The sequence below is a fragment of the Klebsiella electrica genome (genome assembly GCF_006711645.1).
GTDB lineage: Bacteria > Pseudomonadota > Gammaproteobacteria > Enterobacterales > Enterobacteriaceae > Klebsiella > Klebsiella electrica.
The window spans coordinates 3,018,025-3,043,976 of sequence record NZ_CP041247.1 but is presented as its reverse complement, the minus strand read 5'-3'; the positions used below and the strand labels follow the sequence as shown (position 1 = coordinate 3,043,976).

The following is a 25,952-nucleotide window of genomic DNA, read 5'->3' as shown; positions in this document are numbered from 1 at the left end:
GGCTCGCGCACCACACAAAGCGCAGAGACTTGGTGACGCCGGCTGATGTACACTGTGCTTCAACGTCAGTGGTTTACACAAGGTGAATACGTGGAATTACTTGCTCAATATGGCCTGTTTTTGGCCAAAATCGCGACCGTTGTCGTCGCCATTGCGGTTATTACCGCCCTCATTGTTAACCTGACCCAGCGGAAGAAACAACGTGGGGAACTGCGGGTAACCAATCTCAGCGAGCAATACAAAGAGATGCGGGAAGAGCTGGCGGTCGCGCTGCTGGATGGTCCGCAGCAAAAGGTGTGGCACAAAGCGCAAAAGAAAAAGCACAAGCAGGAGGCGAAGGCGGCCAGGGCGCGGGCTAAGCTTGGGGCTAGCGAACCAAACAGCAAACCGCGCGCCTGGGTGCTGGATTTCAAAGGCAGTATGGACGCCCACGAAGTCGCCAGCCTGCGCGAAGAGATCACCGCGGTTCTGGCGGCCGTAAAACCGCGCGACCAGGTGATCCTCCGTCTGGAAAGCCCCGGCGGGGTGGTTCACGGCTATGGCCTGGCGGCGTCTCAGCTGCAGCGTCTGCGCGATAAGCAAATACCCTTAACCGTGGCGGTTGATAAAGTCGCGGCCAGCGGCGGTTACATGATGGCCTGCGTGGCGAACAAAATTGTGGCTGCGCCGTTCGCCATCCTGGGATCTATCGGTGTGGTTGCGCAGATCCCTAACCTGCATCGCTTCCTGAAGAACAAAGATATCGATATCGAACTGCATACCGCCGGTCAGTACAAACGTACCTTGACGATGCTGGGTGAGAATACTGACGAAGGTCGACGCAAGTTCCGCGAAGATCTGAATGAGACCCATCAGTTGTTCAAAGATTTTGTCCATGAGATGCGGCCATCGCTGGATATTGAGACCGTCGCCACCGGTGAACACTGGTACGGCGTTCAGGCGCTGGAGAAAGGGCTGGTAGACGTCGTGGAAACCAGCGATGAACTGCTTCTGGGGCTGATCGACAATCACGACGTGATCGGCGTTCGTTACCAGCAGCGTAAAAAAATGCTCGACCGTTTTACCGGCAGCGCCGCCGAAAGCGCCGACCGTTTGCTGTTACGCTGGTGGCAGCGAGGGGAAAAGCCGCTGATGTAATCAGTGAATGTGAACAAAGCAACGCGAGGCAACTGCCTCGCGTTGGCGTTTTATGCCCGCTCAATACAGCGAAGAGGGCTTAATCGGCCAGGTGGTATTTCTCTGACAGCGCATGGGCGAGGTATTTGAACATATTGAATACCGCCGTGCTCTTCGCTGTTGGCAAGCCTTGCTCATCAAGATAAAACTCGCCGCTAAATACCAGCACGCCGTTACGCTGAACGACGTCGGTCGCTTCAATCCCGGCTAGCGTATCTTCATGCTCGCGGATGAGTTTGTTGGCTATTTCAAGCAGCGACTGGCGATCGATAGGTTGGGTTGTACCTTGCATAAGTGACTCCTGTGATTCTTCGCCCGGTAGTTTACGCCGCGCGGCGAGATGGGGCAAATTTTCCATTCAGAGTACAGGGTTAATGGCAAAGCTCTAAGAAACATGACTTTACTGGCAGGATTTGCTTTTGCATGCTAATAAAGTTGCGTAACGAATTTTATCAGGTACAGTGTGACGCTTTCGGCGATCTGGCAACAGATTTGCTTGACATTCGGCCAAAAATTCTTCGTGCTATGTCACCTGACGAGAAAAAGTCAGTAAACTCAGCTATCTGGTTTTATGGATGTGGAACTGGACGTGCAAAGGGTTGATATCCATCGACGGCGTCGCAACATTTGACGTACGTCGTCAGTGGATGGTGAATCAAAATGTGCGATGTATTCCTGGATGAATCAAATTAGGTAAAGGTGAATATGGGTAAAGCTCTCGTTATCGTTGAGTCCCCGGCAAAAGCCAAAACGATCAATAAGTATCTGGGTAATGACTATGTGGTGAAATCCAGCGTGGGTCATATCCGCGATTTGCCGACCAGTGGCTCAGCTTCCAAAAAGAGCGCCGACTCTACCTCCACCAAAGGGGCTAAAAAGCCTAAAAAGGATGAACGTAGCGCTCTGGTCAATCGTATGGGCGTAGACCCATGGCATGACTGGGATGCTCAGTATGAAGTACTTCCGGGTAAAGAAAAGGTAGTTTCAGAACTCAAACAGTTGGCGGAAAAAGCCGACCACATCTATCTCGCAACCGACCTTGACCGCGAAGGGGAGGCCATTGCATGGCACCTGCGGGAAGTGATCGGTGGAGATGACAAACGCTATAGCCGCGTGGTGTTCAACGAAATCACCAAAAATGCGATCCGTCAGGCTTTTGAGAAGCCGGGCGAGTTGAATATCGATCGTGTTAATGCCCAGCAGGCGCGCCGTTTTATGGACCGCGTCGTGGGCTATATGGTTTCTCCGCTGCTGTGGAAAAAAATTGCCCGCGGTCTGTCCGCAGGCCGCGTCCAGTCGGTTGCCGTACGTCTGGTCGTGGAGCGTGAACGCGAAATTAAAGCGTTCGTACCGGAAGAGTTCTGGGAAATCGACGCCAGCACCACCACTCCGGGCGGCGATGCTCTGTCGCTGCAGGTGACGCATAAGCACGACAAGCCGTTCCGTCCGGTGAACCGCGATGAAACGATGGCTGCCGTTGCGCTGCTGGAGAAAGCCAGCTACAGCGTGCTGGAGCGTGAAGACAAACCGACCAGCAGCAAGCCCGGCGCGCCGTTTATTACCTCGACCTTACAGCAGGCAGCCAGCACCCGCCTGGGCTTCGGCGTGAAGAAAACCATGATGATGGCGCAGCGTCTCTATGAAGCTGGCTACATCACCTACATGCGTACCGATTCAACGAACCTGAGTCAGGATGCGCTGAGCATGGTTCGCGGCTATATCGGCGATAACTTTGGCAAAAAATATCTGCCAGAGAGCGCCAATCAGTACACCAGCAAAGAAAACTCACAGGAAGCGCACGAAGCGATTCGTCCTTCTGACGTCAACGTGATGGCTGAAGACCTGAAAGGGATGGAAGCCGACGCGCTGAAACTGTATCAGCTGATCTGGCGCCAGTTTGTCGCCTGTCAGATGACGCCGGCGCAGTACGACTCCACCACGCTGACCGTGAAAGCCGGCGACTTTAAACTCAAAGCGCGCGGTCGTACCCTGCGTTTTGACGGCTGGACCAAAGTGATGCCGGCGCTGCGTAAAGGTGATGAAGATCGGACGCTACCGGTCGTCAATCAAGGCGAGAGCCTGAGCCTGGTCGAACTGATTCCGGCACAGCACTTTACCAAGCCGCCTGCGCGCTTTAGCGAAGCCTCGCTGGTTAAAGAGCTGGAAAAACGCGGGATTGGCCGTCCGTCTACCTATGCGTCGATCATTTCGACCATTCAGGATCGCGGCTACGTGCGGGTGGAAAACCGTCGCTTCTATGCCGAGAAAATGGGTGAGATTGTCACCGATCGTCTGGAAGAGAATTTCCGCGACCTGATGAACTACGATTTTACCGCGCAAATGGAAGATCGCCTCGATCAGGTGGCGAATCATCAGGCCGAATGGCGTCAGGTGCTGAATCACTTCTTCGGTGACTTCACCACCCAGCTGGAAACGGCGGAGAAGGATCCGCAAGAGGGCGGCATGCAGCCGAACCCGATGGTGCTGACCAGCATCGACTGTCCGACCTGCGGGCGTAAGATGGGGATTCGCACGGCCAGCACCGGGGTGTTCCTCGGTTGTTCCGGCTATGCGCTGCCGCCGAAAGAACGCTGCAAGACCACCATTAACCTGGTGCCGGAAAACGAAGTGCTCAACGTGCTGGAAGGCGACGATGCCGAAACCAACGCGCTGCGCGCCAAGCGTCGCTGCCAGAAGTGCGGCACGGCGATGGACAGCTACCTGATCGATCCTAAGCGCAAGCTGCACGTCTGTGGTAACAACCCGACCTGCGATGGCTATGAGATTGAAGAGGGCGAGTTCCGCATCAAGGGTTATGACGGCCCAATCGTTGAGTGTGAAAAATGTGGTTCTGAAATGCACCTGAAAATGGGACGTTTTGGTAAGTACATGGCTTGCACCAACGACGAATGTAAGAATACGCGTAAAATTCTGCGTAACGGCGAAGTCGCTCCGCCGAAGGAAGATCCGGTTCCGTTACCGGAGCTGCCGTGTGAGAAGTCGGACGCCTGGTTTGTTCTGCGGGATGGGGCGGCCGGTGTTTTCCTCGCGGCAAACACCTTCCCGAAATCGCGTGAAACTCGTGCGCCGCTGGTGGAAGAACTGTACCGCTTCCGCGATCGTCTGCCGGAGAAACTGCGTTATCTGGCCGACGCGCCGCAGCAGGATCCTGACGGTAATAAAACGCTGGTGCGTTTTAGCCGTAAAACGAAGCAGCAGTACGTTGCGTCAGAGAAAGATGGCAAGGCGACCGGTTGGTCAGCCTTCTATATTGACGGTAAATGGACTGAAGCCAGCAAGTAAGCAGTACTCTCCTGAAGGGCCGCGATGCGGCCCTTTTTGTCACTGATTTTCCTGCCTTATTCGCCATTCCTGTACGCCGGACGATAGCCTTATAACCAGCTTATTATTTTTCGTTAGTGTCTATACACTGTAGATATAAATGATATAGTGGTTATAGCTAATCTCTTTTTTATTATTAAATCGTCTTATACATCATCGTGTTCAGGATGCTTTGTGGCGCCATAGCGGCGAGTCGCAGGGACGGCAAACGTGCAGCTTGCCGACAGGCGGCCTGAACGTAAAATGTATGAACGAATTCATTTTACGCGTTAACGGATATCAGCCATGAAACTACAGCAGCTCCGCTACATCGTTGAGGTTGTTAACCATAATCTGAATGTCTCCTCGACTGCCGAAGGTCTGTATACCTCACAGCCCGGTATCAGCAAGCAGGTACGCATGCTGGAAGATGAACTCGGTATTCAGATTTTCGCCCGTAGTGGCAAACATTTAACTCAGGTGACGCCGGCCGGTCAGGAGATCATCCGCATTGCCCGCGAAGTCCTGTCGAAGGTCGATGCGATTAAATCGGTCGCAGGCGAACATACCTGGCCTGACAAAGGCTCGCTGTATGTGGCTACCACCCATACTCAGGCCCGCTATGCGTTACCTGGGGTGATAAAAGGCTTTATTGAGCGCTATCCGCGCGTCTCCTTGCATATGCATCAGGGCTCGCCGACACAAATTGCGGAGGCGGTGTCAAAGGGGAACGCGGATTTCGCCATCGCGACCGAAGCACTGCATCTCTATGATGATCTGGTCATGCTGCCGTGCTATCACTGGAATCGTTCGATTGTGGTGACGCCTGAACACCCGCTGGCCTCCCGTGGGTCGGTGACGATTGAAGAGCTGGCCCAGTACCCGCTGGTCACCTACACCTTCGGCTTTACCGGCCGTTCTGAGCTGGATACCGCCTTTAACCGTGCCGGGCTGACGCCACGTATCGTTTTCACCGCCACCGATGCTGACGTTATCAAAACCTATGTCCGTCTTGGCCTTGGGGTCGGGGTGATTGCCAGCATGGCGGTGGATCCGGTCTCCGATCCTGACCTGGTTAAGCTTGATGCTAACGGTATTTTCAGCCACAGCACCACGAAAATAGGTTTCCGCCGCAGCACCTTCCTTCGTAGCTATATGTATGATTTTATTCAACGTTTTGCGCCGCATTTGACACGAGATGTGGTGGATACCGCGGTGGCCTTGCGCTCGAATGAAGATATTGAGGCAATGTTTAAAGATATTAAACTACCGGAAAAATAGCCCTGTAAATGATAATGGCATCCTTACGGGGATGCCAGAGCCTATTATGGCCTATAATCGGGCCTCTAAACCTCGTATAAATCACAATTTTCGTTAACTCCTCGTACCACATTTTCAAATATACCCGCCGCGATCAAATTAATGATTAAAGGTCTCCGTTTCTAAGAAAATTAGCTGGATTAATCTTAATCCCATAATTAATATTTAATCGTACCTGATAATTTTAGCGATTGGTGGTGATGAAATGATAAGTGATATCGATTATATGAAGTTTGCGATGTCACAGGAAAGTGACAAAACGGAGATCGATCCTGTGTTGAGGAGTCGGGCCTGGAGCGCTGTTATCCTTGGGCTCGCGATGTTCTGGAGTATTGTGGCGCTAGTCATTTGTAACGTCTGGATCATTAGCTGAACCTTTTTTTCTGAGTCTGAATATATTTCATTTTTATGACAGTTAAAATACGAGGTATTATTTAAGTTAATAAACTAATGGCAGCAAGGAGGATATATTTCGCCACAATGGTTTTTAATCCCTGACCCATACTGTTGAACTAATCGTCAATAAGCCGGCGATTAGTTCTTTTTCGTTTCTGCGTATTAATCAACTCCCTCTCTTACCATCGTTTCATCAATTGTATTCAACATTTTCCCGCGATGTTATTCAGGTTTTCTGTCCTTATCGCTTTTCAATTCGTTCCCGCCGATTTTAGCAATTCGGGTTGTTATCAAAGTGTTATGCCCGGTATGTGTTATCTTTAATATTAACCCTGAGGAGGATCAGGGCATGCCATCCCTGTGATAAAGGAGGAGCTATGTCGTCAACCCTACGAGCAGCCAGTAAGGATACGCTACAGGTCAAAGATAAAACCTACCACTACTACAGTTTACCGCTGGCCGCTAAAGAACTGGGCGATCTGACCCGTCTGCCCAAATCGCTTAAAGTCCTGCTGGAGAATCTGCTGCGCTGGCAGGACGGTGACTCGGTCACCGCCGAAGATATTCACGCGCTGGCAGGCTGGCTTGAACATGCCCATGCTGACCGGGAAATCGCCTATCGTCCGGCGCGCGTGCTGATGCAGGATTTTACCGGCGTACCCGCGGTGGTGGATCTCGCGGCAATGCGTGAAGCGGTCAAACGCCTGGGAGGCGATACGGCGAAGGTCAACCCGCTGTCGCCGGTGGACCTGGTTATCGACCACTCGGTCACCGTCGATCGCTTCGGCAATGACGATGCGTTCGAGGAAAACGTGCGTCTTGAGATGGAGCGCAACCACGAGCGCTACGTTTTCCTGCGCTGGGGACAGCAGGCGTTCAGCCGCTTCAGCGTCGTGCCGCCGGGCACCGGTATTTGCCATCAGGTTAACCTGGAGTACCTCGGCAAAACGGTCTGGAGTGAGGAGCAAAACGGCGAATGGGTGGCCTGGCCTGATACGCTGGTCGGTACCGATTCGCATACCACGATGATCAACGGCCTGGGCGTGCTGGGCTGGGGCGTCGGCGGTATTGAAGCGGAAGCCGCGATGCTGGGCCAGCCGGTCTCGATGCTGATCCCGGATGTGGTGGGCTTTAAACTGAGCGGTAAACTGCGCGAGGGCATTACCGCCACCGACCTCGTGCTCACCGTGACCCAGATGTTGCGTCAGCACGGCGTGGTGGGTAAGTTTGTTGAGTTTTACGGCGATGGTCTGGATTCGCTGCCGCTGGCCGACCGCGCGACCATCGCCAATATGTCCCCCGAATACGGTGCGACCTGCGGCTTCTTCCCGATTGATGCGGTAACCCTCAGCTATATGCGGCTGAGCGGTCGTAGCGATGCACAGGTGGCGCTGGTGGAAGCCTATGCTAAAGCGCAGGGCATGTGGCGTCAGACGGGCGATGAGCCGATCTTCACCAGTACGCTGGCACTGGATATGGGCACTGTCGAAGCGAGTCTGGCGGGGCCAAAACGGCCGCAGGATCGCGTGGCGCTGGGGGATGTCCCGAAAGCCTTTGCCGCCAGCAGCGAGTTGGAGGTTAATCAGACACAAAAACAGCGCCAGCCGGTCGACTATACGCTGAACGGACATCGCTATTCGCTGCCCGATGGTGCGGTGGCGATTGCCGCCATCACCTCCTGTACCAACACCTCTAACCCCAGTGTGCTAATGGCCGCCGGCCTGTTGGCCAAGAAAGCGGTTGCGCTGGGCCTGAAGCCGCAGCCGTGGGTGAAAGCCTCTCTGGCGCCAGGATCGAAAGTGGTGTCGGATTATCTGGCCCACGCCGGGCTGACGCCGTATCTCGACGAGCTGGGTTTCAACCTGGTCGGCTATGGGTGTACTACCTGTATCGGTAACTCCGGGCCGCTGCCGGAACCGATCGAAGAGGCTATCAAAAACGGGGATTTAACCGTCGGCGCGGTGTTGTCCGGTAACCGTAACTTCGAAGGGCGTATTCATCCGCTGGTGAAAACCAACTGGCTGGCATCGCCGCCGCTGGTCGTGGCCTACGCCCTGGCCGGGAACATGAATGTCAATCTGACCCGCGATCCGCTTGGCACCGGTAAAAATGGTCAGCCGGTCTATCTGAAGGATATCTGGCCGAGCGGCCTTGAGATCGCCCAGGCGGTTGAGCAGGTCACGACCGATATGTTCCACAAAGAGTACGCGGAGGTGTTTGAAGGAACGCCAGAATGGAAAGCCATTCACGTCGATCGCTCCGATACTTACGACTGGCAGGAGGATTCAACCTATATCCGTCTGTCGCCATTCTTTGACCAGATGGGGGTTCAGCCTGAGCCGGTAGAGGACATTCACGGCGCGCGTATTCTGGCGATGCTCGGCGACTCGGTCACCACGGACCACATCTCTCCGGCCGGGAGTATCAAGCAGGACAGCCCGGCCGGGCGCTATTTACAGCAACATGGCGTCGCGCGCGTTGACTTTAACTCCTACGGTTCCCGCCGCGGCAACCATGAGGTGATGATGCGCGGGACCTTCGCCAACATCCGTATTCGCAACGAAATGGTGCCGGGCGTGGAAGGAGGGATGACCCGACATCTGCCGGACAGCGAACCGATCGCGATTTATGACGCGGCGATGCGTTATAAAAATGAGGGGATCCCGCTGGCGGTGGTGGCCGGGAAAGAGTACGGTTCCGGCTCCAGTCGCGACTGGGCGGCGAAAGGCCCGCGGTTGCTGGGTGTGCGGGTGGTTATCGCTGAATCATTTGAGCGTATTCACCGTTCCAACCTGATAGGGATGGGGATCCTGCCGCTGGAGTTCCCGCAGGGCGTCACGCGTAAAACGCTGGGGCTGAACGGGGAGGAGCGGATAGATATCAGCAACCTGCAGGCCTTGCAGCCAGGCGCGACGGTGCCGGTGACCCTGACGCGGGCGGACGGTACGCAGGAGACGATCGACTGCCGTTGCCGCATCGATACCGCCACCGAACTGACCTACTATCAGAATGACGGCATTCTGCATTATGTGATCCGCAACATGCTGTAAAAAAAGGGCCAGCAAGCGCTGGCCCTGTCTTTTTTTGCCGACTTATTTATTCAACAGATGCCCCATTTTGGCGGCCTTGGTGTCCAGATAGTGGGCATTTTTCGGGTTGCGCCCGACAATCAGCGGCACGCGTTCAACGATATTAATCCCGGCTTCGCTGAGAATTTCCACTTTTTTCGGGTTGTTGGTCAGCAAACGCACCTGGTCGACGTGGAGCAGTTTGAACATATCCGCGCACAGCGTAAAGTCGCGCTCATCCGCCGCAAAGCCCAGCTGATGGTTGGCTTCCACGGTGTCATAGCCCTGATCCTGCAACGCATAGGCGCGAATTTTATTCAGCAGACCAATGTTGCGGCCTTCCTGACGGTGGTACAGCAGGATACCGCGTCCCTCTTCGGCAATATGCGACAGCGCCGCTTCGAGCTGAAAACCGCAATCACAACGCAGACTAAAAAGGGCGTCGCCCGTTAAGCACTCAGAATGTACGCGAGCAAGGACCGGGGACTGGCCCGAAATATCGCCGAAGACCAGTGCGACATGATCCTGCCCGGTTGCCAGTTCTTCAAATCCCACCATCAGGAAATCGCCCCAGGGGGTTGGCAGTTTGGCTTCTGCCACACGTTTAAGCTGCATGTGATTCTCCAGATTCTGTCAGCACCTGAATGTGCTTTCTGTTTGGCGCTATTTTGCCACAATGGCGCGACGTTCTCCTAATTACGCACGGCTGCCTGCGCGTAAAGCGCACAAACGTACCACTTTCCGTTATGATAGTCGGAAGAAGAGATAAGGAGAGAAGATGCTGTCGATTGCCAGACGAACCGCCCTCGGTGCGGCATTGCTTATGATTATGCCCGGCGTGGTGTGGGTATCCGGTTGGAAGTGGCAGCCAGACCTTCCGCAAGCGTGGTTAAAACTGCTCTACTGGGTGACAGAGAGCGTGACCCAGCCGTGGGGCATCATTACCCATACGGTTTTATGCGGCTGGTTCCTGTGGTGTCTGCGTTTTCGTCTGCGCGCCGCGGTGATGCTGTTTGTGATTCTGGGGGCGGCTATCCTGTTGGGGCAGGGCATAAAATCCTGGATAAAAGAGCAGGTTCAGGAGCCGCGTCCTTTTGTGGTTTGGCTGGAAAAGACGCAGCAGGTGCCGGTTGAGCAATTCTACGCGTTAAAACGCAAAGAACGCGCTAAACTGGTGCATGAGCAGCTGGCGCAAGAGCAGGATATTCCTCGATTCCTGCGCAAGCACTGGCAGAAAGAGACCGGTTTTGCTTTTCCGTCCGGGCACACGATGTTTGCGGCCAGTTGGGCCTTGTTGGGCGTCGGACTGCTGTGGCCGCGGCGACGCTGGCTGACCATCGCCGTGCTGCTGACGTGGGCGACGGCCGTGATGGGCAGTCGCCTGGCGCTGGGCATGCACTGGCCGCAAGATTTGCTGGTCGCCACCTTTATCTCGTGGCTGCTGGTAACCCTGGCCACCTGGATAACCCAGCGGCTGTGCGGTCCGCTTACGCCGCCGGGAGAAGAGGCGCAGGAGATTAAGACGCGGACGATAAATCAGGGATAACGTTGATTTCCGCGCCGGACGGACGCATATCCGGACAGGGTGCCATGCTTTTCCATTTCACCGCTGCGGCGAAAATGATACTTTATAGGGCTGAACGCGGGATTTTTTCGCTCAACCCACAAAACGGGAAGTAGTGTGAAATATTTACTGATTTTCTTACTGGTATTAGCCATCTTCGTCATCTCCGTGACCTTAGGCGCACAGAATGATCAACTGGTCACGTTCAACTATTTGCTCGCGCAGGGTGAATTCCGTATTTCGACGTTGCTGGCAGTGCTCTTTGCCGCAGGGTTTGCAATTGGCTGGTTGATTTGCGGCCTTTTCTGGCTGCGGGTTCGCGTTTCTCTGGTTCGCGCTGAACGTAAAATCAAGCGCCTTGAACATCAGATTGCGCCAGCCAACGCCGCGCCAGCCGACGCAGGTGTTCCTGCGGTGAAGGAATAATCATTTATGCTGGAGTTGTTATTTCTGCTTTTGCCCGTTGCCGCTGCTTACGGATGGTATATGGGGCGCAGAAGTGCACAACAGTCCAGACAGGACGACGCTAGCCGCCTGTCGCGTGACTACGTGACCGGGGTGAACTTTCTGCTGAGCAACCAGCAGGATAAAGCGGTGGATCTGTTCCTCGACATGCTGAAAGAGGACACCGGTACCGTTGAGGCCCACCTGACGCTGGGTAACCTGTTCCGCTCGCGCGGTGAGGTTGACCGGGCTATCCGTATTCACCAGAGCCTGATGGAGAGCGCCTCGCTGACTTACGATCAGCGGCTGCTGGCCGTTCAGCAACTGGGGCGCGACTATATGGCCGCCGGTCTCTACGATCGCGCGGAAGATATGTTCAAGCAACTGGTGGATGAAACCGATTTTCGCCTCAGCGCGCTGCAGCAGCTGCTGCAAATCTATCAGGCCACCAGCGACTGGCAGTCGGCCATTGATGTTGCCGAGCGTTTAGTGAAACTGGGTAAAGAAAAACACCGGGGCGATATTGCCAACTTCTGGTGCGAGCTTGCGCTGCAGCAGATGGCGAACAGCGATATGGATAAAGCAATGTCGCTGCTGAAAAAAGGGGCTGCGGCTGACCGCAACAGCGCCCGCGTGTCGATTATGATCGGCCGGGTATGGATGGAGAAGGGCGACTACGCGAAAGCGGTAGAGAGCCTGGAGCGGGTCATCAATCAGGATAAAGAGCTGGTGGGCGAAACGCTCGACATGCTGCAGACCTGCTATCAGCAGCTGGGCAAACTTGATGAATGGGAACTCTTCCTCCGCCGCTGCGTCGATGAAAACGCCGGAGCGACCGCGGAGCTGATGCTGGCGCAAATTCTCGAACAGCGCGAAGGCGTGGAGGCGGCCCAGAGCTATGTTACCCGCCAGCTGGAGCGTCATCCGACGATGCGGGTGTTCCATAAGCTGATGGACTACCACCTTAATGAAGCCGAAGAGGGGCGCGCGAAGGAGAGCCTCGGCGTTCTGCGCAATATGGTGGGGGAGCAGGTTCGCAGTAAACCGCGCTACCGCTGTCAAAAGTGCGGTTTTACCGCTCACACTCTGTACTGGCACTGTCCGTCCTGCCGGTCGTGGTCAACGATTAAACCCATTCGCGGCCTCGACGGGCAATAGTTTTTAAAAAAAGCGCAATTTAGTTACAACATACTTATCAGTTTTTATCATCCGCTGCCTTTGACACCATCGCTGCCATCGTCCGCCAGGCGGCGAAAAGCAGCCTGTCAATTTCCCTCCATCGCAGGTAGAATGCTGCCCGTTTACCTTTTTTGCGCCAAACGGCGCCCATCAACAATTAAGGTCTGGTCATGACGTCTACTGCTTCATCTTCGCCTCGCGTTGTCACATCCTCTCCCGTTGTTGTTGCGCTCGATTATGACAACCGCGACAAAGCGCTGGCCTTTGTTGACCGTATTGATCCACGCGACTGCCGCCTGAAGGTGGGTAAGGAGATGTTTACGCTGCTGGGGCCACAGTTTGTTCGCGACTTGCATCAGCGCGGTTTTGAGGTCTTCCTCGACCTGAAATTTCATGATATCCCGAATACCACTGCGCGCGCGGTAGCCGCGGCGGCAGAGCTGGGTGTCTGGATGGTCAATGTTCATGCCTCTGGCGGTGCGCGAATGATGACCGCGGCACGTGAAGCGTTGCTGCCGTTTGGCAAGGACGCGCCGCTGCTGATTGCCGTGACCGTCCTGACCAGCATGGAAGCCAGCGATCTCCAGGATCTTGGCATCACGCTTTCTCCCGCCGATCATGCGGCAAAACTGGCGGCGTTAACCCAGCGCTGCGGCCTCGACGGCGTGGTCTGTTCTGCGCAGGAAGCGGCCCGCTTCAAGCACGAACTGGGGCAGGCCTTTAAGCTGGTGACGCCGGGTATTCGCCCGCAGGGCAGCGATGCCGGAGACCAGCGCCGTATCATGACGCCGGAACAGGCGCAGGCAGCCGGCGTAGACTATATGGTGATTGGTCGTCCGGTGACTCAGTCGGCGGATCCGGCAGCGACCTTACGCAGCATCAATGCGTCACTGACTCAGGGGGTATAATGACTGATTCCAATAGCCGTCTGGTCTATTCGACGGAAAGCGGCCGTATCGATGAACCGAAGGCGGTCGTTGAGCGCCCTAAAGGCGATGGCGTGGTACGTATTCAGCGTCAGACCAGCGGCCGCAAGGGCAAGGGCGTATGCCTGATCGTCGGTATTGACCTGGATGATGATGCGCTGGCAAAACTGGCCGCCGAGCTGAAAAAGAAGTGCGGCTGCGGCGGGTCGGTGAAAGATGGCGTGATTGAAATTCAGGGCGATAAGCGCGATTTGCTTAAATCGCTGCTGGAAGCCAAAGGCATGAAAGTTAAGCTGGCGGGCGGGTAATCAATAACAAGGCCACGGTAAATACCGTGGCCTTGATTTTAGCAGGTGCGTGAGTCTGTAAGTCTACTGATGCGGATTATTTTTATCGTTGATCCAGTTGAGACCTTATTTACCAACCTGGTGACCGATAATCCCGCCAACTGCCGCGCCGCCCAGGGTACCGAGCGTGCTGCCATCGGTTAAGACTGCGCCGCCGAGTGCGCCTGCGCCTGCGCCGATGGCGGTATTACGATCGCGTTTGGACCAGTGGGAACATGCGCTCAGAGACATTGCTACGGTAACGGCCAGAACAGCGGCAGCCATTTTTTTGCTCATTGAAGTCATCATAATTTTCTCCTGAATAATCAATTCATGGATACAACTTCCTTTAAAGCATAGCGTGATGCCAGGTTTTAAGGGCTATTCCATGAAACTTAAGTTGCGCAGGCGGTACTTTAATCACGCAGGTGATAGTCACTTCCTGTTATATCGCTAACATTAATTCTACTTTTTTTTAATTTTGCCGGCAGGTAAAAACTCTTAATTGCGGGCTCGGAATACTCTCAGACAGGGATTCATGCGGTCTGCGCCCACGACGGTGGGCGGCGGGGAAAGAAAAAATGCCGGGCGAAAAAGCAAGTCGGGATGAATTCAGGAACAACTAACAATATCGACGGTGAGTCCGCTTTCCGTCAGCTGCTGACGTGCGTCATCGTGCAGACCGCTGTCGGTAATAATGCGGCTAAACCGCGCCACCGGACCGAGCGGATAAGGGTGCACGACGCTGAACTTCGAACTGTCGCTCAGGACAATCGCCTCACAGCCCTTTTCAAGGACGGCATTGACCACATCCGCGCGCATCATATCCTTGCCGGTAAAACCGGTTTCCGGCTGCCAGCCATCGATGCCAATAAACGCTTTGCTGAAGTGCACCTGCTGAATAAACTGCCGTGTGAGCGGACCGACCATACTTTCGCTGCGCTTCTGGTAGATCCCGCCGAGCAGAATGACCTCTGCCGGCGTCTCTTTAAGCAGATGCGCAATATAGCTGCTGACGGTGATGATGGTAATGTCGCCGCGTTCGGCAAGCGTGCGGGCGAGCAGGGCGTTGCAACTGCCGTTTTCGATAAATACCGTCTCACCGGCGTTGACCAACTCTGCGGCGCGCGTAGCCAGTTCACGTTTGATCGAGAAATGAGTCATCATCCGGGTTTCGACATCTTCGCTATCCAGCGGGACGGCGAAACCATGGGTCCGGCGCAGATAGCTCTGTTTTTCCAGTAAATTCAAATCCTGTCGAATCGTGACTTCAGAGACACCGGTCATTTTCGCGAGATCGGCCACGCTCATGCGGCCTTTATCGATGACCATTTGCAAAATACTTTGTTGTCGGGCGTTCATAGCAACATCACAGTTAGGGGGCAATTTTGGCTGCAATCGACTTCATTGAGCGATTGTGGCGATGTGGGTGATCAGATTTCCCAGGGTGCTTTCGGTTGGCCGGGTTTCGCTTCCGGCTCATCGCTGGCAAGCGCCTGCAGCTCCGCTTTGAGGATCTCCAGATTATGAATTGCAGAGTGATAATCTCCGGCAACCAGAATATCCAGCACGGTATCGATACGTTGGGCGAGCAGGCGGGCATTCAGATCAGACATAGCATTATCCTGGTTACAAAAACGAATGAAATCAATGATGCAAAAAACAGATGAAAAAGAGAAGAGAAAAAAACGCACAACGTAAATCATCTGCGTTATAGCGTCAGAAAAACGAGGAAAAACGGGGCAATAGCAGACAATGCGGAGAAAAAACAAGCGGCCCCCGATAACGGGAGCCGCTGAAGACGGCTATCAGGCGAACGGACGCGCGATGACGCTGCGGGTTTCCATACGGACTTCAGCAATCTTGACGTCGATAACGTCAGTGACTTTGTAGACGGTTTCGCCTTTGATCTGCACGGTACCGTTTTCCTGGCTACAAACCAGTTCATCACGCACGGCGTGCAGGAACGGCGCCGGGATAAAGGCGACGGCGCCGTTGTCCACCAGGCGCACGCGCATCCCGCCGCGGCTGATATCGATGATTTCCGCGGCGAAGCGTGTATCGGTACCTGCCTGCGGGCTCAGATAGCGGGCGTACAGCCAGTCACCCACATCGCGTTCAGCCATGCGGTTCAGGCGGCGGCGCTCGGCCATCTGTACGGCAATTTCATCTTGTGGACGCGTTGCCGTTTCACCTTTAATGATCGCTTTCAGCAGACGATGGTTAATCATGTCGCCATATTTACGAATCGGTGAGGTCCAGGTGGCGTAGGCTTCAAGGCCAAGGCCGAAATGCGGACCCGGTTCGGTGCTGATTTCCGCGTAGGACTGGAAGCGACGAATGCGGCTGTCGAGGAAACCCGACGGCTGGGCATCAAGCTCGCGACGCAGTTTACAGAAACCGTCGAGCGTCAGTACTTCGACCGGATCAACGTGGACGTCGTGGGTCTTCAGCAACGTTGCCAGCTGTTCGGTGTTGGCCGGGTCAAAGCCGGTGTGCACGTTATAAACACCAAAGCCCAGCTGGTCGCGCAGAACGCGGGCGGCGCAGATGTTTGCCGCGATCATTGACTCTTCGACAATGCGGTTCGCGATGCGGCGCGGTTCGGCAACGATATCCAGCACCTCGCCTTTCTCGCCCAGTACGAAACGGTAGTCCGGACGGTCCTTGAACACCAGCGCATGGGTTTTACGCCATTCGCCGCGGCGCAGGCAGACATCCTGCAGCAGTGTAATCTGCTGAGCGATGGACTCGCTCTCAGGCTGCCAGCTGCCGGTATTTTCCAGCCAGTCGGAGACGTTGTCGTAGGCCAGTCTGGCTTTTGACTCAATGGTCGCGGCGAAGAATTCGATATCGTCTTCAATCGTGCCGTCAGCCGTGAGGATCATGCGGCAGGCGAGGACCGGACGCACTTCGTTGGCGCGCAGAGAGCACAGGTCGTCAGACAGCTCGCGCGGCAACATCGGGATGTTAAAGCCCGGCAGATAGTTGGTGAAGGCGCGAATTTTTGCCGCTTTGTCCAGTTTGCTCCCTTCGGCAATCCAGGCGGTCGGATCGGCGATGGCAACGGTCAAATGCAGCTTGCCGTCGGCGGCAGCTTCGACATACAGCGCATCGTCCATATCTTCGGTGCTGGCGCTGTCGATGGTGACGAAGTCCAGCGCCGTTAAGTCACGACGTTCCAGACCCTCATCCAGCATCTCGGTCGCCACGCCGTCCGGGGCTTCTTTTTCCAGATTGTGGCGAGCCAGCGTGACCCACCACGGAACGAAGTGATCGTCGCTGAAGGTAATAAACTGGGTTAATTCGGCATAAAAGCCGCGGTCGCCTTTCAGCGGATGACGGCGCATTTCAGCAACGGCCCAGTCACCCTCTTTAAAATCATGGTTCACGCTACGATCGGCGCGGCAGGGGATGGCGTCTTTCAGCAGCGGATGATCGGGAACGATAGACAGTCGGTCATCTTTCTTATGCACTTTACCGACGAAACGGGTCAGAAAAGGTTCAATCAACTCTTCCGGCTCGGCGCTTTCACGTTCTTTTTCGGTGTGGATCACGGCGCTGATACGGTCGCCATGCATCACTTTTTTCATTTGCGGCGGCGGAATAAAGTAGCTTTTTTGCGCATCAACTTCGAGGAAGCCAAAACCTTTTTCCGTCCCCTTAACGACCCCTTCAACACGAGGAGTCTGGGAATGCAGTTGCTGTTTAAGCTGCGCTAGCAGCGGGTTGTCCTGAAACATAGTTAGGTATTTTCGTGGCTAAAAGAGCGGCTGACATTTTTACGCGATAATGCCTGTGGCAGCAAGCGATGTTTGGCATTTTACGTCTGTTGACGAACGATTCCGAGGGCGATTTTCAGACGATTCATCCAGCCACACGCTCCGCTCCACGCCAGAATGTCGATGATCTGCGCATGGGAAAGCCCGTGTTCAGCGAGGGGCGTTAATTGCGCCGCGCTAAAACGGTCGGGCGCCCGGGTTAAAAGCTGTACCGCCTGCAAGATGCTGCGCTCAGCGGGATGGTTTTGTGCCCAGGACTCAAGCGCGCGATCGTCGTTGCGTAGCGCATCAACAAGCTGCGGGGAAACCGTTCCGCTTTCGGCCCAGGCATTAAAGCAGCTGGCGCTACCGTTGATGCGCGCGGTCATCAGCGCCACCAGCGAAGCAACAGGCTGATTCACGCGCAACCGGGTGAGTAATTGATGTTGGCTGCTGAGAAGGGTTTCGTGGACGGCAAGCAGCGGCGCCAGCCCGGACAGACCTGGATGCGCTAGCCAGTCGGCCAGCAGCGCCTGGCGTTCGTCACTGGCATAGCGGAGGTCGGTATCGTTGATGTCGGGCGCCCAGGTCAGTTGACCGATCGTAAAATCGTCGGACGGCGCATCTTCCTGCTGCGGCATTCCTGGCATCCAGCGCACCGGGAAGCCGAGACCAGCGTGGAACGCGGCAATTACGCGCGCCTGGAAGCCGACAAAACCGACAATCTGATTAATGAGAATCATATCGCGACTGGTTAACCCGACCTCATCCAGTTGGCTGCGGGAAAGGGTGTTAATGACCGATGGCGAACCGGCCAACTGGCGGGCGTACTGGGTCATTTGCGCCAGCCGGCGGTTGCTCTCGCGTGAAGAGTCTGGTCCCGGCAGCGGCGCCAGTCGGGCGGCATAATGGTTACACAGCCGCTGCACGCCATACACCTGAGCGACGGTCAGCGCGGTGCTCAGCCGGTCATAGGCGCTAACGGTTTGTAAACGATTGACGACGACCGAGGCGGGAAAGAGCGCGTCGGCCAGACATCGCGCTGGCGTCAGCCAGCCCGCATGCGCGCGAAGCCACTCTTCCGGTAACGTCAGATCGAGTAAAAAGCGATCTTCGACATGGGCGGCTTCAGGGACGAGCGGCAGCACATCCACCGGGCAGATGGTTGACTGGGTTTCATGATACCAGTGGTTTTTGCCATAAACGCGGCGTTGCTCCATGGGCGTTCCTTGATCGGTAGGTGGCGGGCCGCACTTCCGTGGGCCCTGTATGCGTAACTATCCTGGCGTAACCCCGAAGCGGGAGAAAATATTGATACGTGCTAACAAATAGCTGTTTGGAATAACAGGGGGGAATGTTCGTCTCTGGAATGCAGAGAATGCAGAGAATGCAGAGAATGCAGAGAATGCAGAGAAGTGAGGAATGTGGCGAAGGCAATCCCTCCTCACCGACGTGAGGAGGGAAAAGAACTTATTTCAGTTCCAGTTCGTTCATGGCCGCGATGCTGAAACCGCCATCGACGTGAACGACTTCACCGGAGATACCGGCAGACAGGTTGGAGCACAGGAAGGCTGCGCTGTTACCCACGTCTTCGATAGTCACGGTACGACGAATCGGGGTAACCGCTTCGCAATGCGCCAGCATTTTACGGAAGTCCTTAATGCCGGACGCTGCCAGCGTACGGATTGGACCCGCAGAGATGGCATTGACGCGCACGCCTTCCGGACCCATCGCGTTCGCCATGTAGCGCACGTTCGCTTCCAGAGACGCTTTTGCCAGACCCATAACGTTGTAGTTAGGAATCGCGCGCTCTGCGCCCAGGTAGGAGAGCGTCAGCAGGGCGGAACCCGGGTTCAGCATACCGCGGCAGGCTTTCGCCATCGCCACGAAGCTGTAGGCGCTGATATCGTGAGCGATTTTGAAACCTTCACGGGTGACCGCGTTGACATAATCGCCGTCCAGCTGGTCAGCCGGCGCAAAACCGATTGAGTGAACGAAACCATCAAATTTCGGCCAGACTTTAGTCAGTTCAGCGAACAGAGCGTCGATGCTCTCATCTTCCGCCACGTCGCACGGCAGTACGATGTTGGAACCCAGTGCCGCGGCAAATTCTTCCACACGACCTTTCAGTTTTTCGTTCTGATAGGTGAACGCCAGTTCAGCCCCTTCACGGTGCATTGCTTGCGCAATACCGTAGGCGATGGACAGTTTGCTGGCAACGCCAGTGACCAGAATGCGCTTACCGGAAAGAAAACCCATAGCTTTAATCCTTATCGTTATTGCTTATTTTTACTTTAACAATCATGAAGTTAAGTTTGTTATTTCAAAATAACTCAAATTTAGCCGGGAATTATATCCCACTGACGACCCCTTGTGTCACGATATTTTCGTGCGGTAACACGTAATGATAATCGGACACACTCCAGTATATCACCGGATAGCTGGCTCGTTTTACGCCGCTCGCCCGGCGTTCGGCAGTCGAGCGGCGGGGGATGCGGGCCAGCAGAAACCGGCTTCGGATGAGCGCGGAATCCGTGCGCCGGGCGACAGCCTCTGCCGGCAGTTTCCTGACTGCGCTTACCGGCAAGCTGCCAGCATTTCGCAACACTCGGGTTATGTCGTCGCCATTGTCCCCGGTGTTGCGGCAGGGAAGAGCGCTCAAAGGCCGTTATCTTCGCCGTTTCCCCCTCGGTTTGTCGCTTAGTGTAAATTTTTAGTTACACACAATTTTCAATTTGATCACAAATTATTTACAGTGCAGCTCACAAATCCATCATCGGGAGCGTGTGCTGCTTTGTTAATGCTTGTATATACATGCTCTGTCATCTGAATTTTACCTCCGACTGGCAACCCCAGAACGGCATGACTTAAATGAATCAGGAGAATTACCATGAAGCAGAGCATCACTTTTCGCCAGGTCTGTCTGACAACCCTGTTCTCAGGACTCTTGCTCTGCGGCAGCACGGTCAATGCCAAAGAGTGGAAGTCCATCACCATCGCAACGGAAGGGGGTTATGAGCCCTGGAACCTGACGCTGCCGGGCGGAAAGCTGAGCGGCTTTGAACCCGAGCTGATGGCCAATCTCTGCCAGCGCATGGGCATTGAGTGCAAACTGGTGGTGCAAAACTGGGACGGGATGATCGCCGGACTCAACGCCGGGAAATACGATGTGATCATGGATGCCATCGTCATTACGCCGGAAAGAAAACAGGTGGTCTCCTTCACGATCCCCTACGCCGCAACACCGGCGTCATTTATCGCGGTAAAAGGCACGTTGCTGCCGCCAGCGACGGGGGCCAACCACACCATCAAGCTTAACGATGATGACAAAGCGATTCAGGCAGCGATTGCGCCATTAAAAGCGGCCCTGAAAGGCAAAACGATTGGTATCGCTTCCGGCACCGTCTATACCCCGTTTATCGACAAGTACTTTAAAGATGTGGCCGATATTCGCGAATACAGCAATTCAGCTGACGCCATTTTGGATCTCCAGGCTGAACGTATTGATGCCGTCTTTGACGATATTACCTTCGCCAACTCCACGCTTGCCCGCCCGGAAAACAGCAACCTCAACTTCAGCGGCCCGCAGCTGAGCGGCCCCATCTGGGGCGAAGGCGAAGCGCTGGGCGTCCGTCACGCCGATGCCGATTTAAAAGCGAAGCTGGATACCGCGATTAAGGCCGCGCTGGCGGACGGAACGGTGAAAAAGCTGAGCGAAAAATGGTTTAAAAGCGATGTCACGCCATAAGTGAGGTTGGAGATGCTGAGTCTGCTGAGTTTTGGTGACAACGGTTGGGGAACGCTCATCCTGAGCTCGACGCTGACCACGCTGCTGCTGTCTCTCGCCGCGTTAGCGGTCGGCGCCGTGGTCGGCGGCATCATTGCCGCCGCAAAACTGTCGTCACACGCCCCCGTCCGCTGGTTTGGTTCGGCCTATTCGGTCGTATTCCGCGGGATTCCTGAACTGCTGGTTATTTATCTGTTCTATTTTGGCGGTTCAGGGCTGGTCTCGGCGATTGGCCAGCTGTTTGGCGCCGACGGCTTTATCGAGGTCCCGCCGTTCCTGATTGGCTCGCTGGCTATCGGCTTGATTTCCGCCTCGTATCAGGCTGAAGTTTACCGCGCGGCGCGCCTGGCGCTGATGCCCGGCGAAGTCGAGGCGGCGTCGGCAATCGGCATGCCGCGCTGGCGGATTTTTCAGCGCATCATGCTGCCGCAGATTGCCCGCTATTCGCTGCCGGGGCTGGCAAATGTCTGGCAGATGAGCCTGAAAGATTCGGCGCTGGTCTCGGTGACGGGGATTGCGGAGTTAATGCGCGCCAGCCAGATTGCCGCCGGCTCCACCCGCGAATACTTCCTGTTCTATCTGATTGGCGGCGGCTGCTACCTGCTACTCACTCTGGCGTCCAACCGGGCGTTTATGCGAGCGGAACTGCGCCTGAATCGCGCCTGGCTGCGTCGCAGCGCGGCTCAGGCTTAAGGAGAATCTATGTTTATCGACATTGCCTTTCTCAGCGATACCTTCCTCAAGCTCTGCGCTGCGCTGCCGGTTACGCTGGGGCTGTTTATCTGTTCTTTTCTCTGCGGCGGCATACTGGCGGTGGGGGTTCTGGCGCTGCGCATGAGCCGCTGGCCGCTGCTCAGCGGTTTTGCCAAAGGCTACATTCTGGTGTTTCGCGGTTCGCCGCTGCTGATCCAGCTGTTTCTTATCTACTACGGGCTGGGGCAGTTTGGCGTGATTCGCCACAGTTTTTTGTGGCCGCTGCTGCGCGAACCGTTTATCTGCGCGGTGCTGGCGCTGGCGCTGTGTACCGCCGCTTACACCGCTGAAATCCTGCGCGGCGCGCTGCTGGCGGTGCCTTCCGGGCAGATCGAAGCCGGACAGGCCTGCGGGATGTCCCGTTTTTTGCTGCTGCGACGCATCATCGCCCCGGTGATGCTGCGCTATGCGCTGCCGGCCTACTCGACCGAGGCGATTTTGCTGGTGAAATCCACGGCGCTGGCCAGCCTGGTGACGGTGTGGGATGTGACCGGCGTGGCGCAGCAAATTATCCAGAGAACTTACCGGACGATGGAGGTGTTTCTCTGCGCCGCGGTTATCTATTTGCTGCTCAACTTTATCATCGTACAGCTTTATGCGCTGCTTGAGCGTCGTCTGACGCCGCATACCCGGCAAACCCCTGCCACCGTATCACTCAAACCGGCCGCCAAAGGAGAATAGTATGCACGATCCCCGTCCCGTGACGCTGTCCGTCAGCGATATCCATAAATCCTTTGGTTCACTCGATGTGCTGAAGGGGATTTCCATCCAGGCGCAAAAAGGCGATGTGATCTCGATTCTGGGCGCCAGCGGTTCTGGTAAGAGCACGTTGTTGCGCTGCATCAACCTGCTGGAGACGCCCGATGCCGGCGTGGTCAGCGTGGGAGGTGAAACCATTGAGATGAAGCACCATGCGCGCGGCCACCGTTTAGCGGCCAACCCTAAGCAGATCGAGCGCCTGCGCTCGCGGCTGGGGATGGTGTTTCAAAGCTTTAATCTGTGGTCGCATATGACGGTGCTGCAAAACGTGATTGAAGGGCCGCATTACGTCCTCAAGCGCAGCAAACAGGAGTGCATTGAGCAGGCGGAAAAGCTGCTCGACCGCGTCGGTATGCTGAACCGTAAGGATTTCTACCCGGCCCAGCTCTCCGGCGGTCAGCAACAGCGTGTGGCGATAGCCCGGGCGCTGGCGATGGATCCCGAGGTCATGCTCTTTGATGAGCCGACATCGGCGTTGGATCCGGAACTGGTAGGCGAAGTATTAAAAGTGATGCGCAGCCTGGCGGAAGAGGGGCGCACGATGCTGGTGGTCACGCATGAGCTGGGATTTGCCCGCCATGTTTCCAACCGCGTGGTGTTTATGCATCAAGGCACCATCGACTGCGACGGTCCGCCGGAGGCGCTTTTTGGCGCGCATGGGTCGCCGCGTTTTCAGCAGTTTATCTCCAGCCATCATCAGCCAGGGCAAGCCGTATGAGTCAACAGGTGTTGTGGGGCGATGCCCCGTTATGCTGGCAGGATGTCGTGCGGGTCGCCAGAGGCGAGGCGCAGCTGGCGCTCAGCGCCGATGCCTGGGAGCGCATCGCGCAGGGGCGGGCGATTGTTCAGCATATTATCGACGCGGGGCAGATAGCCTACGGGATTAATACTGGCCTCGGCGCCTTGTGCAATATCACGCTGCCCGCAGAGCAACTGAGCCAGCTATCGCGCAATACGCTGCTCAGTCACGCCTGCGGCGTCGGCCCGCTGCTCGACGACGCGCAGACGCGAGCCATTATGTGTGCCGCTGTCGCCAACTACAGTCATGGTAAATCCGGGATTTCCTGCGCCATCGTGCAACAGCTGATTGCCTTCCTGAATCAGCACATCACCCCGCAGGTGCCTTCGCAAGGTTCGGTGGGCTATCTGACGCATATGGCGCATATCGGTCTGGCGCTGATGGGGACGGGTGAGGTGAGCTGGCAGGGGCGGGTGCTACCGGCCACCGAAGCGTTGGCGCAGGCGGGGCTTTCCCCCATTTCACCGGGGGCGAAAGAGGGATTAAGCCTGGTCAACGGGACGCCGTGTATGACCGGGATGGCCTGTCTGGCCCTCGACGACGCCCGCCGGTTGCTGGACTGGGCCGACGTCACCGGTGCCATGAGTTTTGAAGCGCTGCGCGGCCAGATTGTGGCGTTTGATGCCGGGATCCTGGCATTGAAGGCCAGTCCCGGCATACAGCATAGTGGAGCCCGACTACGCCAGCTGTTGGCCGACAGCCCGCTGTTGAGCGCCAGCGAGGGGATACGCACTCAGGATGCGCTCAGCCTGCGGTCCATGCCGCAGGTGCACGGCGCCTGTCGCGATCAGTTTGACCATGCTGAGCGGCAAATTAACACCGAGCTGAACGCCTGTACGGATAATCCGTTGATTCTCGGCACCCTGGAGAGCTGGCGCGTGGTGTCGCAGGCGCATCCGCATGGCGAATCGGTCGCTATGGCCTGTGATGTGCTGGCGATTGCGATGGCCGAGCTGGGCGCTATCGCCGAGCGGCGCCTGGATCGCCTGGTCAACCCGTTAATCAGCGGTCTGCCGGCGTTTCTGGTGGCGAAACCCGGCGTCAACTCCGGCATGATGATCGCCCAGTACGTGGCGGCCTCGCTCTGCGCGGAAAACAAGCAGCTGGCGCAGCCGGCGGTGCTCGATAATTTTGTGACCTCGGCGCTGCAGGAAGATCATCTGAGTCTGGGGACCGGCGCCTCGCTAAAGCTACAGCGCCTGCTGGATAACCTGTATCAAATCATGGCGATCGAGTATCTGCTCGCCGCGCAAGGGCTGGAGTTTCATGCGCAGGACATGTTGGCCGCCGGCACGCGTCATGCGTTGGCGCTGCTGCGACAGCATGTGGCGACATGGGAAGACGATCGCTGGCTGGCGCCAGAAATAGCCAAAGCGGTCGCGACCATAAAGAATCATCGCGCAGACTGGCTGGCATAGCGGCGGGATGGTCCACCGCGGTCAATAACGATGCGCTATCGCGAGGCAGCCTGTGGTCGGTTTTATCCGTCGGCGGCTTCGCGTGCGGCCTGTAGCGCGCCGTTCCCGGACCTGAGCTGTCTTACCCGCCGCTGGCGCGGAAGGTTATTTACCGTCTTTGCGCCAGGCATCGGCGGTCAGCGCCTCGCCAAAGTGTCCGGCAATCAAGCGGCGGGTGAGGTCATGCAGCGGTGACGCCAGCACATCGGCGGTGCTGCCGCGTTCGACGACCTCACCCTGATGCATCACCAGTACCTGATCGCTGATATGCTTCATCATCCCCAGATGCTGGGTTACGTAGATATACGAAATCCCCTGTTTCTCCTGTAACTCCAGCATCAGGTTGATCAGCTGCGAACGCATCGACATGTCCAGCGAGGCCAGGGCTTCATCGCAGATGATCACTTTCGGGCGCAGAATCAGCGCGCGCGCGAGGCCCAGACGCTGCTTCTGGCCGGGAGCCAGCATATGCGGATAGTAGCTTACGTGGTCCGGCAGCAGGCCAACCATCCGCAGCGTCTCAATAATCTGCTTCTCCCGCGCTTCCGGTTCGAGATCGGTATTCAGGCGCAGCGGGAAGTCGAGGATCTGCGAAATACGCTGTCGCGGGTTCAGCGAGGTCGACGGGTCCTGAAAAATCATGCGGATACGCTGGCTGCGGAAAGAGTAGTCGCCGAACGTCAGCGGATGATCGTCAATCAGCAGCTCGCCGGATGTCGGCTCGATCATGCCCGCCAGCATTTTCGCCAGCGTTGATTTTCCCGAGCCGTTCTCACCAATAATCGCCAGCGTCTGGCGCTCGCGCAGCGTAAAACTGAGCGGTTTCACCGCTTCCACCATCTGACGACGAAACCAGCCGGTACGGTAGCGAAAGGTCTTACTCAGATTACGCACTTCGAGCAATGTTTCGACCATT

Annotated in this window: 24 protein-coding genes; 15 read left to right on the top strand and 9 right to left on the bottom strand. The window is 56.1% G+C overall.

The annotated features are described in order from the left end of the window. Nucleotides 1-90: 90 nt before the first annotated feature. Nucleotides 91-1,137 (top strand): protease SohB, encoded by a 1,047-nt coding sequence (gene sohB / locus Electrica_RS14520; RefSeq protein ID WP_100683930.1) that lies wholly within the window; start codon nucleotides 91-93, stop codon nucleotides 1,135-1,137. Nucleotides 1,138-1,216: 79 nt separating this feature from the next. Here sohB and Electrica_RS14515 read toward each other — a convergent pair whose 3' ends face one another. Next, nucleotides 1,217-1,468 (bottom strand): YciN family protein, encoded by a 252-nt coding sequence (locus tag Electrica_RS14515; protein ID WP_100683929.1) that lies wholly within the window; start codon nucleotides 1,466-1,468, stop codon nucleotides 1,217-1,219. A gap of 413 nt (nucleotides 1,469-1,881) precedes the next feature. On the opposite strand from Electrica_RS14515, the gene topA reads away from it, so the two are divergent. From topA to acnA, 4 genes are all read left to right on the top strand, one after another. Beyond that, a complete protein-coding gene (topA, locus tag Electrica_RS14510) occupies nucleotides 1,882-4,479 on the top strand; it encodes a type I DNA topoisomerase (protein WP_141964810.1) in 2,598 nt (865 codons plus the stop codon). Nucleotides 4,480-4,803: 324 nt separating this feature from the next. After that, nucleotides 4,804-5,778 carry an HTH-type transcriptional regulator CysB gene (gene cysB / locus Electrica_RS14505; RefSeq protein ID WP_004861036.1) on the top strand — a complete coding sequence of 325 codons (975 nt, stop codon included), beginning with the start codon at nucleotides 4,804-4,806 and terminating at the stop codon, nucleotides 5,776-5,778. A 244-nt stretch (nucleotides 5,779-6,022) separates the two neighbouring features. After that, complete coding sequence (locus Electrica_RS14500; RefSeq protein WP_100683926.1) at nucleotides 6,023-6,190, top strand: YmiA family putative membrane protein; 168 nt, start codon at nucleotides 6,023-6,025, stop codon at nucleotides 6,188-6,190. 400 nt (nucleotides 6,191-6,590) lie between these two features. Beyond that, a complete protein-coding gene (gene acnA / locus Electrica_RS14495; RefSeq protein WP_141964809.1) occupies nucleotides 6,591-9,263 on the top strand; it encodes an aconitate hydratase AcnA in 2,673 nt (890 codons plus the stop codon). Between the two features lie 42 nt (nucleotides 9,264-9,305). On the opposite strand, the gene ribA is transcribed toward acnA, so the two are convergent. Next, the gene (gene ribA / locus Electrica_RS14490; protein ID WP_004861045.1) at nucleotides 9,306-9,896 is read right to left on the bottom strand and encodes a GTP cyclohydrolase II; all 591 of its coding nucleotides are present in this window, start codon (nucleotides 9,894-9,896) and stop codon (nucleotides 9,306-9,308) included. A 163-nt stretch (nucleotides 9,897-10,059) separates the two neighbouring features. Here ribA and pgpB point away from each other — a divergent pair, with 163 nt between their 5' ends. The 5 genes from pgpB (at nucleotide 10,060) to yciH (ending at nucleotide 13,702) form a co-directional block, all read left to right on the top strand. Next, the gene (pgpB, locus tag Electrica_RS14485; RefSeq protein WP_131050200.1) at nucleotides 10,060-10,827 is read left to right on the top strand and encodes a phosphatidylglycerophosphatase B; all 768 of its coding nucleotides are present in this window, start codon (nucleotides 10,060-10,062) and stop codon (nucleotides 10,825-10,827) included. Between the two features lie 135 nt (nucleotides 10,828-10,962). Further along, a complete protein-coding gene (locus Electrica_RS14480; protein ID WP_100683923.1) occupies nucleotides 10,963-11,271 on the top strand; it encodes a LapA family protein in 309 nt (102 codons plus the stop codon). 6 nt (nucleotides 11,272-11,277) lie between these two features. Further along, nucleotides 11,278-12,447 (top strand): lipopolysaccharide assembly protein LapB, encoded by a 1,170-nt coding sequence (gene lapB / locus Electrica_RS14475; RefSeq protein WP_100683922.1) that lies wholly within the window; start codon nucleotides 11,278-11,280, stop codon nucleotides 12,445-12,447. A gap of 191 nt (nucleotides 12,448-12,638) precedes the next feature. Then, nucleotides 12,639-13,376 (top strand): orotidine-5'-phosphate decarboxylase, encoded by a 738-nt coding sequence (gene pyrF / locus Electrica_RS14470; protein WP_141964808.1) that lies wholly within the window; start codon nucleotides 12,639-12,641, stop codon nucleotides 13,374-13,376. After that, entirely contained in the window at nucleotides 13,376-13,702 is a 327-nt protein-coding gene (gene yciH, locus Electrica_RS14465) for a stress response translation initiation inhibitor YciH (RefSeq protein WP_100683920.1), read from the top strand. The genes pyrF and yciH overlap by 1 nt, the downstream gene beginning before the upstream one ends. 105 nt (nucleotides 13,703-13,807) lie before the next feature. Here yciH and osmB read toward each other — a convergent pair whose 3' ends face one another. From osmB to fabI, 6 genes are all read right to left on the bottom strand, one after another. Continuing rightward, nucleotides 13,808-14,026, bottom strand: a complete 219-nt coding sequence (gene osmB, locus Electrica_RS14460; protein ID WP_100683974.1) for an osmotically-inducible lipoprotein OsmB — start codon at nucleotides 14,024-14,026, stop codon at nucleotides 13,808-13,810. 306 nt (nucleotides 14,027-14,332) lie between these two features. After that, on the bottom strand, nucleotides 14,333-15,082 hold the full coding sequence (gene yciT / locus Electrica_RS14455; RefSeq protein ID WP_100683919.1) for a DNA-binding transcriptional regulator YciT: 750 nt from the start codon (nucleotides 15,080-15,082) through the stop codon (nucleotides 14,333-14,335). 71 nt (nucleotides 15,083-15,153) lie between these two features. Then, on the bottom strand, nucleotides 15,154-15,336 hold the full coding sequence (locus Electrica_RS14450; RefSeq protein WP_131050198.1) for a YciZ family protein: 183 nt from the start codon (nucleotides 15,334-15,336) through the stop codon (nucleotides 15,154-15,156). A gap of 192 nt (nucleotides 15,337-15,528) precedes the next feature. Continuing rightward, nucleotides 15,529-17,463: an exoribonuclease II gene (locus tag Electrica_RS14445; RefSeq protein WP_131050197.1), complete on the bottom strand. Its 1,935-nt coding sequence runs from the start codon at nucleotides 17,461-17,463 to the stop codon at nucleotides 15,529-15,531. 80 nt (nucleotides 17,464-17,543) lie between these two features. After that, on the bottom strand, nucleotides 17,544-18,701 hold the full coding sequence (locus Electrica_RS14440; protein ID WP_141964807.1) for a carboxymuconolactone decarboxylase family protein: 1,158 nt from the start codon (nucleotides 18,699-18,701) through the stop codon (nucleotides 17,544-17,546). Between the two features lie 250 nt (nucleotides 18,702-18,951). After that, complete coding sequence (gene fabI / locus Electrica_RS14435) at nucleotides 18,952-19,740, bottom strand: enoyl-ACP reductase FabI (protein WP_100683915.1); 789 nt, start codon at nucleotides 19,738-19,740, stop codon at nucleotides 18,952-18,954. Between the two features lie 631 nt (nucleotides 19,741-20,371). Between fabI and Electrica_RS14430 the strand changes: the two genes are divergently transcribed. From Electrica_RS14430 to Electrica_RS14410, 5 genes are read left to right on the top strand one after another with little or no spacing between them, the layout of a single operon-like run. Continuing rightward, nucleotides 20,372-21,229: a transporter substrate-binding domain-containing protein gene (locus Electrica_RS14430; RefSeq protein WP_141964806.1), complete on the top strand. Its 858-nt coding sequence runs from the start codon at nucleotides 20,372-20,374 to the stop codon at nucleotides 21,227-21,229. A 12-nt stretch (nucleotides 21,230-21,241) separates the two neighbouring features. Then, nucleotides 21,242-21,961: an ABC transporter permease gene (locus Electrica_RS14425; protein WP_141964805.1), complete on the top strand. Its 720-nt coding sequence runs from the start codon at nucleotides 21,242-21,244 to the stop codon at nucleotides 21,959-21,961. A 9-nt stretch (nucleotides 21,962-21,970) separates the two neighbouring features. After that, a complete protein-coding gene (locus Electrica_RS14420) occupies nucleotides 21,971-22,702 on the top strand; it encodes an ABC transporter permease (protein WP_141964804.1) in 732 nt (243 codons plus the stop codon). Nucleotide 22,703: 1 nt separating this feature from the next. Beyond that, nucleotides 22,704-23,498 (top strand): ABC transporter ATP-binding protein, encoded by a 795-nt coding sequence (locus Electrica_RS14415; RefSeq protein WP_131050192.1) that lies wholly within the window; start codon nucleotides 22,704-22,706, stop codon nucleotides 23,496-23,498. Then, nucleotides 23,495-24,997, top strand: a complete 1,503-nt coding sequence (locus Electrica_RS14410) for an HAL/PAL/TAL family ammonia-lyase (protein WP_141964803.1) — start codon at nucleotides 23,495-23,497, stop codon at nucleotides 24,995-24,997. The genes Electrica_RS14415 and Electrica_RS14410 overlap by 4 nt, the downstream gene beginning before the upstream one ends. Before the next feature lie 144 nt (nucleotides 24,998-25,141). Here Electrica_RS14410 and sapF read toward each other — a convergent pair whose 3' ends face one another. After that, nucleotides 25,142-25,951, bottom strand: coding sequence for a peptide ABC transporter ATP-binding protein SapF (gene sapF / locus Electrica_RS14405; RefSeq protein WP_004861112.1), 810 nt, complete (start codon nucleotides 25,949-25,951; stop codon nucleotides 25,142-25,144). Nucleotide 25,952 lies beyond the last annotated feature (1 nt).

What these genes read in the sequence shown, in the direction of transcription:
- Electrica_RS14515 (WP_100683929.1), bottom strand. Translation starts at nt 1,468, where the DNA reads ATGCAAGGTACAACCCAACCTATCGATCGCCAGTCGCTGCTTGAAATA.
- topA (WP_141964810.1), top strand. Translation starts at nt 1,882, where the DNA reads ATGGGTAAAGCTCTCGTTATCGTTGAGTCCCCGGCAAAAGCCAAAACG.
- cysB (WP_004861036.1), top strand. Translation starts at nt 4,804, where the DNA reads ATGAAACTACAGCAGCTCCGCTACATCGTTGAGGTTGTTAACCATAAT.
- Electrica_RS14500 (WP_100683926.1), top strand. Translation starts at nt 6,023, where the DNA reads ATGATAAGTGATATCGATTATATGAAGTTTGCGATGTCACAGGAAAGT.
- acnA (WP_141964809.1), top strand. Translation starts at nt 6,591, where the DNA reads ATGTCGTCAACCCTACGAGCAGCCAGTAAGGATACGCTACAGGTCAAA.
- ribA (WP_004861045.1), bottom strand. Translation starts at nt 9,896, where the DNA reads ATGCAGCTTAAACGTGTGGCAGAAGCCAAACTGCCAACCCCCTGGGGC.
- pgpB (WP_131050200.1), top strand. Translation starts at nt 10,060, where the DNA reads ATGCTGTCGATTGCCAGACGAACCGCCCTCGGTGCGGCATTGCTTATG.
- lapB (WP_100683922.1), top strand. Translation starts at nt 11,278, where the DNA reads ATGCTGGAGTTGTTATTTCTGCTTTTGCCCGTTGCCGCTGCTTACGGA.
- pyrF (WP_141964808.1), top strand. Translation starts at nt 12,639, where the DNA reads ATGACGTCTACTGCTTCATCTTCGCCTCGCGTTGTCACATCCTCTCCC.
- yciH (WP_100683920.1), top strand. Translation starts at nt 13,376, where the DNA reads ATGACTGATTCCAATAGCCGTCTGGTCTATTCGACGGAAAGCGGCCGT.
- osmB (WP_100683974.1), bottom strand. Translation starts at nt 14,026, where the DNA reads ATGACTTCAATGAGCAAAAAAATGGCTGCCGCTGTTCTGGCCGTTACC.
- yciT (WP_100683919.1), bottom strand. Translation starts at nt 15,082, where the DNA reads ATGAACGCCCGACAACAAAGTATTTTGCAAATGGTCATCGATAAAGGC.
- Electrica_RS14450 (WP_131050198.1), bottom strand. Translation starts at nt 15,336, where the DNA reads ATGTCTGATCTGAATGCCCGCCTGCTCGCCCAACGTATCGATACCGTG.
- Electrica_RS14445 (WP_131050197.1), bottom strand. Translation starts at nt 17,463, where the DNA reads ATGTTTCAGGACAACCCGCTGCTAGCGCAGCTTAAACAGCAACTGCAT.
- Electrica_RS14440 (WP_141964807.1), bottom strand. Translation starts at nt 18,701, where the DNA reads ATGGAGCAACGCCGCGTTTATGGCAAAAACCACTGGTATCATGAAACC.
- fabI (WP_100683915.1), bottom strand. Translation starts at nt 19,740, where the DNA reads ATGGGTTTTCTTTCCGGTAAGCGCATTCTGGTCACTGGCGTTGCCAGC.
- Electrica_RS14430 (WP_141964806.1), top strand. Translation starts at nt 20,372, where the DNA reads ATGAAGCAGAGCATCACTTTTCGCCAGGTCTGTCTGACAACCCTGTTC.
- Electrica_RS14425 (WP_141964805.1), top strand. Translation starts at nt 21,242, where the DNA reads ATGCTGAGTCTGCTGAGTTTTGGTGACAACGGTTGGGGAACGCTCATC.
- Electrica_RS14420 (WP_141964804.1), top strand. Translation starts at nt 21,971, where the DNA reads ATGTTTATCGACATTGCCTTTCTCAGCGATACCTTCCTCAAGCTCTGC.
- Electrica_RS14415 (WP_131050192.1), top strand. Translation starts at nt 22,704, where the DNA reads ATGCACGATCCCCGTCCCGTGACGCTGTCCGTCAGCGATATCCATAAA.
- Electrica_RS14410 (WP_141964803.1), top strand. Translation starts at nt 23,495, where the DNA reads ATGAGTCAACAGGTGTTGTGGGGCGATGCCCCGTTATGCTGGCAGGAT.
- sapF (WP_004861112.1), bottom strand. Translation starts at nt 25,951, where the DNA reads ATGGTCGAAACATTGCTCGAAGTGCGTAATCTGAGTAAGACCTTTCGC.